The sequence below is a fragment of the Streptomyces sp. NTH33 genome (assembly GCF_003236365.1).
In the GTDB taxonomy this organism is placed as follows: Bacteria; Actinomycetota; Actinomycetes; order Streptomycetales; family Streptomycetaceae; genus Streptomyces.
The window spans coordinates 1-8,626 of the sequence record NZ_POTZ01000303.1 but is presented as its reverse complement, the minus strand read 5'-3'; the positions used below and the strand labels follow the sequence as shown (position 1 = coordinate 8,626).

Genomic DNA, 8,626 nt, shown 5'->3' with positions numbered 1-8,626 from the left:
GTGCTGGCGGTGTTCACGGGGGTGTCGGGGTCGGGGAAGTCGTCGCTGGCGTTCGGGACGATCTACGCGGAGGCTCAGCGGCGGTATTTCGAGTCGGTGGCGCCGTATGCGCGCAGGCTGATCCATCAGGTCGGGGCGCCGAAGGTGGGGGAGATCTCCGGGCTGCCGCCGGCCGTCTCGCTGCAGCAACGGCGGGCGGCGCCGACCTCGCGGTCCTCGGTCGGGACCGTCACCAACCTGTCCAACTCGCTGCGGATGCTGTTCTCCCGGGCCGGGGACTATCCGGCAGGGGCCGAGCGGCTGGACTCGGACGCGTTCTCGCCGAACACGGCGGCCGGGGCCTGCCCGGAGTGCCACGGGCTGGGGCGGGTGCACCGGACGGACGAGGCGCTGCTGGTGCCCGATCCGTCGCTGTCCATCCGGGAGGGGGCGATCGCCGCGTGGCCCGGTGCCTGGCACGGCAAGAATCTGCGGGACATTCTCGACGCGCTGGGGTACGACATCGACCGGCCGTGGCGTGAGCTGCCGGCCGAGCAGCGGGAGTGGATCCTGTTCACGGACGAGCAGCCGGTGGTGACCGTGCATCCGGTGCGGGATGCCGACCGGATCCATGGCCCGTACCAGGGCACGTACATGAGTGCCCGGCGGTATGTGATGAAGACGTTCGCCGATTCGAAGAGCGCGGCGCTGCGCGCGAAGGCCGAGCGCTTTCTCGTCTCCGCACCCTGCCCTGCCTGCGGCGGCAGCCGGTTGCGGCCCGAGGCGCTGGCCGTGACCTTCGCGGGGCGCTCCATCGCCGAACTGGCCGCGCTGCCGCTGGCCGAGCTGGCCGGCACTCTCCAGGGCACCTCCGAAGTGGCCCGCGTCCTCACCGGGGACCTGAGGTCCCGTATCGAGCCCGTCGTCGAGCTGGGTCTCGGCTACCTCAGCCTGGACCGGACCACGCCCACGCTCTCGACGGGCGAGTTGCAGCGGTTGCGGCTCGCCACCCAGCTGCGGTCCGGGCTGTTCGGGGTGGTGTACGTCCTCGACGAGCCGTCGGCGGGGCTGCACCCGGCGGACACCGAGGCCCTGCTCACGGTGTTGCAGCGGCTCAAGGCGGCGGGCAACTCGCTCTTCGTGGTCGAGCACCAGTTGGAGGTGGTGCGCGGTGCCGACTGGGTGGTCGATGTGGGTCCGCTGGCCGGGGAGCACGGCGGGCGGGTACTGCACAGCGGGCCGGTGGCCGAGTTGGCGGGGGTGGAGGAGTCGGCGACGGCTCGGTTCCTGTTCGACCGCTCTCCCGCACCCGTGCGCGAAGTGCGACGTGGCCAGGGACAGTTGAAGGTGGGACCGGTTCACCGGCACAACCTGCGCGGGGTGACGGCCGAGTTCCCGCTCGGCGCCTTCAGCGCGGTCACGGGGGTGTCGGGGTCCGGGAAGTCCACGCTCATCGGTGAGATCACGGAGGAGTTGGCGGGTGTCGGGCGGCTGGTCTCAGTGGACCAGAAGCCGATCGGGCGCACCCCTCGCTCCAACCTCGCCACGTACACCGGGCTGTTCGACGTCGTACGGAAGGTGTTCGCGGGCACCGACGAGGCGCGTGCACGCGGTTACGGGGCCGGGCGGTTTTCCTTCAATGTGGCCGGCGGGCGGTGCGAGACCTGTCAGGGCGAGGGTTTTGTGAGCGTGGAGCTGCTGTTCCTGCCGAGCACGTACGCGCCGTGTCCGGCCTGCGGCGGGGCGCGCTACAACCCCGAGACGCTCGAAGTGACGTACCACGGGCGGAACATCGGACAGGTGCTGGACCTCACGGTGGAGAGCGCCGCGGAGTTCTTCGCCGACACCCCGGCCGTCGCCCGCAGCCTCGGCACCCTTCTCGACGTGGGCCTCGGCTATCTGCGCCTCGGCCAGCCGGCGACCGAACTGTCGGGCGGCGAGGCCCAGCGCATCAAGCTGGCGAGCGAGCTGCAGCGCGGGCGCCGCGGCCACACCCTCTACCTCCTCGACGAACCGACGACCGGCCTCCACCCGGCCGACGTGGAAGTCCTGATGCGGCAGTTGCACGGGCTGGTGGACGCCGGTCACACCGTGATCGTCGTCGAGCACGACATGTCCGTCGTGGCCGGCGCCGACTGGGTCGTCGACCTCGGGCCGGGCGGCGGCGACGAGGGCGGCCGGATCGTGGCGGCCGGCCCGCCGGAGGCCGTGGCCCGGGCGGAGGGGAGCGCCACGGCTCCCTATCTCGCGCGGGAGATGCGCGGAGACCGCTGAGGCGTCCGGGCGACTGCCAGTGGTGAGCCGTACGATCCGCGCATGCCTGAGCAGCAGACATGGGCGGGGGTCCGCGAGCGCGTCACGGCGCTCGGCGCGCGTGCCGAGAGCGCGGGGGTGTTCGGCGTACACGGGCACGGCTTCCGTCTCAAGGAACCACTGACGGCGGCGGAACTCGCCGATCTTGAGGCGCAGATCGGGGTGCGGCTGCCCGAGGACTACCGGCGGTTCCTCGTCACCGTGGGCGCGGGCGGTGCCGGTCCCGCCTACGGCGTCTTTCCCGTCCGCAGGACCGGCGCCGGCCGGCCTTACGCCACCAGCTACGCCATCAGCGCCGCGTGCGTCCAGCAGGGCTCGGTCGCCCGGTCCTGCTGGGCCGCGCGGGCCAGGGCGCGGCGGTCCGGACAGGTGCCTGGAGGGATGGCGGGGCGTACCTCGACCTCGGCGACCAGGCCGCGTGCCGTCGCCACCCGCCACAGGGAGGCGAGCAGGGAGTCGTCGCCGACGAAGGCCGGGGCAGTGGCAGCCGCTCCCCCGGCCAGGCGGTAGCGGATGCGGACCGGCTGGACCGGGACGCCGGCGTCCAGGGCGGCCTGGAAGACGGCCCGGCGGTAGTGGCCCTGGGCGCGGCCGCACCAGGTGCTGCCCTCAGGGAAGGCGGCGACCGCGGTGCCCTCGCGCAGTGCCCCGGCGATGCGGGCGACCGTGTCCGGGAGGGCGCGCGGGCGGTCCCGTTCGATGAACAGGGTCCCGCCGCGTGCCGCGAGCGCGCCCGCCACCGGCCAGCGGCGGATCTCCGTCTTGGCGAGCATCCTGGCCGGGCGCACCGCGGCCAGCAGCGGGATGTCCAGCCAGGAGATGTGGTTGGCGACCAGGAGAAGGCCCCCGGTGGGCGGGGCGGTGCCGGTGATGCGGAGGCGGACCCCCGAGGCCCGTACGATCGCGCGGCACCAGCGTCTGGTCCAGGCGGCAGGGATCTTCCCCCGCAAGCGGGGGCACCCCCGGCCGAGCGGTGAGAGGACGGCCCCGGTCAGGACCAGTGCCGCGACCAGCGTCAGTCGCAGTACGGCGCGCGGTACGGCCGCCGACGGCCCCGTCGCTTCCACGCACGCCCTCGGGGTGCAGGGCGCGCTGGGCAGCCAGGTGCTCATCAGGCCGGTATGAGGGAGAGGAAGTGCCGCAGGTAGCGCGGGCTGACCGAGCGCATCGACAGCAGGACGTACAGGTCGGCGACCCCGAAGTCCGGGTCGTGGGCTGGCTCGCCGCAGACCCGGGCGCCGAGGCGGAGGTAGCCGCGCAGGAGGGCGGGCAGTTCGGTGCGGGCGGCGGGCCGGGCGGCCGCTTGCGGGATCCACGGCAGCAGCGGGCGTACCCGGTGTTCCTGGGGTGCCAGGTACTTGGCGCGCACCCGGTCCCAGGTGGCGGAGGCGAGCGCGCCGCCGTCGGCCAGCGGGATCGAGCAGCAGCCCGCCAGCCACTCGTGGCCGCGGTCCACCATGTAGCGGGCCAGGCCGGCCCAGATCAGGCCGATGACCGTGCCGTCGCGGTGGTCGGGGTGCACGCAGGAGCGGCCCACCTCGACCAGGCCGGGGCGGATCGCGTCGAGCGGCGTCAGGTCGAACTCGTTCTCCGCGTACAGCCGTCCGGCGATCGCGGCCCGCTCCGGCGGGAGCAGCCGGTAGGTGCCGACGACCTGCCCGGTGAGCGTGTCGCGCACGAGCAGGTGGTCGCAGTAGGCGTCGAAGGGATCGACGTCGTGGCCGGGCTGCGGGGTGGGCAGCAGGGCGCCCATCTCCCCGGCGAAGACGTCGTACCGCAGCCGCTGCGCGGCCCGCACGTCCGCCTCGTCGCGGGCGAGGGTGACGGTGTAGCGGGCGGGCGACGTCGACTGCGGGGGGCTTTCGAGCGTGGTGACGCCGGTCATGGCTCTCTCCTGGTCACGGTCCGGGGGACGAGGGACGGGGGGCAGACCTGGCGTACGGTCTGCCGGTCCTGTTCTCCCCAGGCCCGCTGACCTGTGCGTGACCGGCGCGGAGAGGCTGGATGTGAGGATGTTGAACGGCGTGGGTGAAATCCGAAACGGGGCCGGGGATGAGCACCACTCCCGGCCCCGCCCGTCCGCCCCCTCGGCGAACGTTTCTCCGAACCGCGCGCGGTTACCCCTTGGACGCCTTGCGGGTCGCGCGCAGCCACTCCTTGTTCATGCTGGTGATCGACATCAGGGGGATGCCCTTCGGGCAGGCGGTGGCGCACTCGCCGGCCAGGGTGCAGCCGCCGAAGCCCTCCTCGTCCATCTGGGCCACCATGTCCAGGACGCGGCTCTCGCGCTCGGGGGCGCCCTGCGGCAGGACGTTGAGGTGGTTGATCTTGGCGGAGGTGAAGAGCATCGCCGCGCCGTTGGGGCAGGCGGCCACGCAGGCGCCGCAGCCGATGCACTCGGCGTGCTCGAAGGCGAAGTCGGCGTCCGGCTTCGGTACGGGCGTGGCGTGGGCCTCGGGCGCGGAGCCGGTGGGGGCGGTGATGTAGCCGCCGGCCTGGATGATGCGGTCGAAGGCCGAGCGGTCGACCACCAGGTCCTTCACCACCGGGAAGGCGGCCGCCCGCCACGGCTCGACGTCGATCGTGTCGCCGTCCTTGAAGGACCGCATGTGCAGCTGGCAGGTGGTGGTGCGCTCGGGGCCGTGCGCGTCGCCGTTGATGACCAGGCTGCACGCGCCGCAGATGCCCTCGCGGCAGTCGTGGTCGAAGGCGACGGGGTCCTCGCCGGAGAGAATGAGCTGTTCGTTGAGGACGTCCAACATCTCCAGGAAGGACATGTCGGGCGAGATGTCGTCCACCTCGTAGGTGGACATGGCGCCGTCGGCGCCGGCGTTCTTCTGCCGCCAGACGCGCAGGGTGAGCTTCATGCGTAGCTCCGCTGGGTGGGGTGGACGTACTCGAAGACCAGGTCTTCCTTGTGCAGGGTCGGGGCCTCGCCCGTGCCCGTGAACTCCCAGGCCGCCGCGTAGCCGAACTCGTCGTCCCTGCGGGCCGCCTCGCCGTCGGGGGTCTGGGACTCCTCGCGGAAGTGGCCGCCGCAGGACTCGGAGCGGTGCAGGGCGTCGAGGCACATCAGCTCGGCGAGCTCCAGGTAGTCGACGATGCGGTTGGCCTTCTCCAGGGACTGGTTGAGTTCCTCGCCGGTGCCGGGGACCTTGATGCGCCGCCAGAACTCCTCGCGGATCTCGGGGATGCGCTCCAGGGCCTTGCGCAGGCCGGCGTCGGTGCGGGCCATGCCGCAGAACTCCCACATGAGTTCGCCGAGTTCGCGGTGGAAGGAGTCGGGGGTGCGGTCGCCGTCGACGGCGAGGAGCAGGTTGAGGCGGTCCTCGGTCTCGGCGAGGACCTCCTGCACGACCGGGTGGTCGTCGGTGACGTCGTCGGCGGCGGACCTGCGCGGGTTGCGGGCCAGGTAGTCGTTGATGGTGGCCGGGAGGACGAAGTAGCCGTCGGCCAGGCCCTGCATCAGCGCGGAGGCGCCGAGGCGGTTGGCGCCGTGGTCGGAGAAGTTGGCCTCGCCGATCGCGAACAGACCGGGGATCGTGGTCTGCAGGTCGTAGTCGACCCACAGGCCGCCCATCGTGTAGTGCACGGCGGGGTAGATCCGCATCGGCACCTCGTACGGATCCTCGTCGGTGATCCGCTGGTACATGTCGAAGAGGTTGCCGTACTTGGCCTCGACGGCCTTCCTGCCCATCCGCCGGATCGCGTCCGCGAAGTCCAGGTACACGCCCTGGCCGCCGGGGCCGACGCCGTGGCCCTCGTCGCAGACGTTCTTCGCGGCGCGGGAGGCGATGTCACGCGGGACGAGGTTGCCGAAGGACGGGTAGATGCGCTCCAGGTAGTAGTCGCGCTCGTCCTCGGGGATCTCGTTCGGCGGGCGGGTGTCGCCCTTGGCCCTGGGCACCCAGATACGGCCGTCGTTGCGCAGCGACTCGCTCATCAGGGTGAGCTTGGACTGGTGGTCGCCGGTGCGCGGGATGCAGGTGGGGTGGATCTGGGTGAAGCAGGGGTTGGCGAAGTAGGCGCCGCGCCGGTGCGCCCGCCAGACGGCGGTCGCGTTGGAGTTCATGGCGTTGGTCGACAGGTAGAAGACGTTGCCGTAGCCGCCGGAGGCGAGGACGACGGCGTCGGCGAAGTACGTGTCGATCCTGCCGGTGATCAGGTCGCGGGCCACGATGCCGCGGGCCCGGCCGTCGACGACGATCAGGTCCAGCATCTCGGTGCGCGGGTGCATCTCGACGTTGCCGGCGGCGATCTGCCGGGACAGCGCCTGGTAGGCGCCGAGCAGGAGCTGCTGGCCCGTCTGGCCGCGGGCGTAGAAGGTGCGGGAGACCTGGACGCCGCCGAAGGAGCGGGTGTCGAGCAGGCCGCCGTACTCGCGGGCGAACGGCACGCCCTGCGCCACGCACTGGTCGATGATCTCCACGGAGATCTGGGCGAGGCGGTGCACGTTGGACTCGCGGGCGCGGAAGTCGCCGCCCTTGACGGTGTCGTAGAACAGGCGGTGGACGGAGTCGCCGTCGTTGCGGTAGTTCTTCGCCGCGTTGATGCCGCCTTGCGCGGCGATGGAGTGGGCGCGGCGCGGGGAGTCCTGGTAGCAGAACTGGACGACGTGGTAGCCCTGTTCGGCCAGGGTGGCGCCCGCCGCGCCGCCGGCGAGGCCGGTGCCGACGACGATCACCGTGTGCTTGCGCCGGTTGGCGGGGTTGACCAGCTTGGCCTCGAAACGGCGCTTGTCCCAGCGCTCGTTGATGGGGCCGGACGGGGCCTTGGTGTCGGCGACCGGGTCACCGGTCGTGTAGGCGGCGTAGGAGGTCATGTCAGCTCACCACTCCGGTCATGACGCCCACCGGGACGGCGATGAAGCCGGCCGTGAGCAGCAGTGCGAGGACGTTGGCGACGGTCTTCAGGGCACGGTCGCGGGTGCGGCTGCCGACGCCGAAGGTCTGGGCGGCGCTCCAGAAGCCGTGCCGGATGTGCAGGCCGAGCGCCAGCATGGCGACGATGTAGATCACGTTGCCGTACCCGGTGGAGAAGGTGTCCACGACGTTCTGGTACGGGTGGCCCGGCTGGAAGCCGCCGGAGTGCACGGTGCCGGTGGTCAGGTCGAGGATGTGCCAGACGATGAACAGGCCGAGGATGATCCCGCCCCAGCGCATGGTGCGGGTGGCGTAGCTCGCCCGGGGCTTGGAGTGCACGTACTTGCTGGGCCTCGCCCTGATGTCGCGGCGGCTGAGCTGGTACGCGGAGACGGCGTGGGCGACGACCGCGACCACGAGGACGACCCGGACGAGCCAGAGCGTCCACTCGTAGTGCATGAACGGTTCGCCGAGGGTGCGCAGCCAGTGGGCGTAGTGGTTGAACTCGCCGGCCCCGAAGAAGATCTTCAGGTTCCCGATCATGTGGACGACCAGGTACAACAGCATGATCAGGCCGCTGACCGCCATCACGGTCTTCTTGCCGACGGTCGAGCCCCACACGGTGCGTGCCATGGACGGCCGTCGGTCCGTCCGCGTTGCCAGTGCCATGTCTCAGCACGCTAGGGCCGAAAGGCCCCATCGGTCAAAGACATGGTCCAGCTCGATTCGATAGGGAGCAGCTATCGAGCGGTATCCTGGCGGGGTGCAGTTCCAGCAGCTCCAGTACTTCGTGGCGGTCGCCGAGACCCGGCACTTCACCCGGGCCGCCGAGCTGGTCCATGTCGCCCAGCCGTCGCTGTCCCAGCAGATCAAGGCGCTGGAGCGGGAGCTGGGCGCGGACCTGTTCCTGCGGGCGCGGGGCAACATCACGCTCACCGACGCGGGTGAGGCGCTGCTGCCGCTGGCGCGGCGGATCCTCGCGGACGCTGACACGGCGCGGCACGAGGTGCAGGAACTGGTGCAGCTGCGCCGGGGCCGGGTGCGGCTGGGCGCCACCCCGAGCCTGTGCACGGGCCTGCTGCCGGACGTGCTGCGCGCCTTCCACGACCGCTACCCCGGCATCCGGCTGCTGATCGAGGAGGGCGGCTCCCACGACCTGGTGCGGGAGCTGGCGCGCGGCGCGCTGGACCTGGCGCTGGTCGTGCTCCCGCTGCCCACCCCCTCGCCCGCCCTGACCACGGTGGAACTGCTGCGCGAGGACCTGGTGGTGGTCTCCTCCCCGGAGGCGCCCGCGCCGGGCGGCCCGGGGCGGCGCACGGTGCGCGTCGCGGACCTGGAGGGGGAGCGCCTGGTGATGTTCCGGCACGGCTACGACCTGCGGGAGCTGACGGTGGCCGCGTGCCGCGCCGAGGGCTTCGAGCCGGACTTCGCGGTGGAGGGCGGCGAGATGGACGCGGTGCTGGGCTTCGTAC

Annotated in this window: 7 protein-coding genes and 1 pseudogene; 3 read left to right on the top strand and 5 right to left on the bottom strand. The window is 71.9% G+C overall.

The annotated features are described in order from the left end of the window. Both C1I97_RS25025 and C1I97_RS42510 read left to right on the top strand, forming a co-directional pair. A partial coding sequence (locus C1I97_RS25025; protein ID WP_258382725.1) for an excinuclease ABC subunit UvrA occupies nt 1-2,253 on the top strand: 2,253 nt, incomplete at its 5' end. 42 nt (nt 2,254-2,295) lie between these two features. After that, nucleotides 2,296-2,511 (top strand): annotated as a pseudogene (locus tag C1I97_RS42510) (SMI1/KNR4 family protein); the annotation flags it as partial. 62 nt (nt 2,512-2,573) lie between these two features. Here C1I97_RS42510 and C1I97_RS25015 read toward each other — a convergent pair. The 5 genes from C1I97_RS25015 to C1I97_RS24995 form a co-directional block, all read right to left on the bottom strand. Then, nucleotides 2,574-3,404 carry a lysophospholipid acyltransferase family protein gene (locus C1I97_RS25015; protein ID WP_111005431.1) on the bottom strand — a complete coding sequence of 277 codons (831 nt, stop codon included), beginning with the start codon at nt 3,402-3,404 and terminating at the stop codon, nt 2,574-2,576. Continuing rightward, complete coding sequence (locus tag C1I97_RS25010; protein ID WP_111005430.1) at nt 3,404-4,177, bottom strand: GNAT family N-acetyltransferase; 774 nt, start codon at nt 4,175-4,177, stop codon at nt 3,404-3,406. Before C1I97_RS25010 ends, C1I97_RS25015 begins: the two co-directional genes overlap by 1 nt. A gap of 232 nt (nt 4,178-4,409) precedes the next feature. After that, nucleotides 4,410-5,159 (bottom strand): succinate dehydrogenase/fumarate reductase iron-sulfur subunit, encoded by a 750-nt coding sequence (locus tag C1I97_RS25005; RefSeq protein ID WP_111005429.1) that lies wholly within the window; start codon nt 5,157-5,159, stop codon nt 4,410-4,412. Continuing rightward, nucleotides 5,156-7,114 carry a fumarate reductase/succinate dehydrogenase flavoprotein subunit gene (locus tag C1I97_RS25000; RefSeq protein WP_111005428.1) on the bottom strand — a complete coding sequence of 653 codons (1,959 nt, stop codon included), beginning with the start codon at nt 7,112-7,114 and terminating at the stop codon, nt 5,156-5,158. The genes C1I97_RS25005 and C1I97_RS25000 overlap by 4 nt, the downstream gene beginning before the upstream one ends. Nucleotide 7,115: 1 nt before the next feature. After that, the gene (locus C1I97_RS24995) at nt 7,116-7,787 is read right to left on the bottom strand and encodes a succinate dehydrogenase (protein ID WP_111005427.1); all 672 of its coding nucleotides are present in this window, start codon (nt 7,785-7,787) and stop codon (nt 7,116-7,118) included. A gap of 130 nt (nt 7,788-7,917) precedes the next feature. Between C1I97_RS24995 and C1I97_RS24990 the strand changes: the two genes are divergently transcribed. Beyond that, the coding region (locus tag C1I97_RS24990; RefSeq protein ID WP_111005426.1) for a LysR family transcriptional regulator at nt 7,918-8,626 on the top strand (709 nt) is incomplete at its 3' end.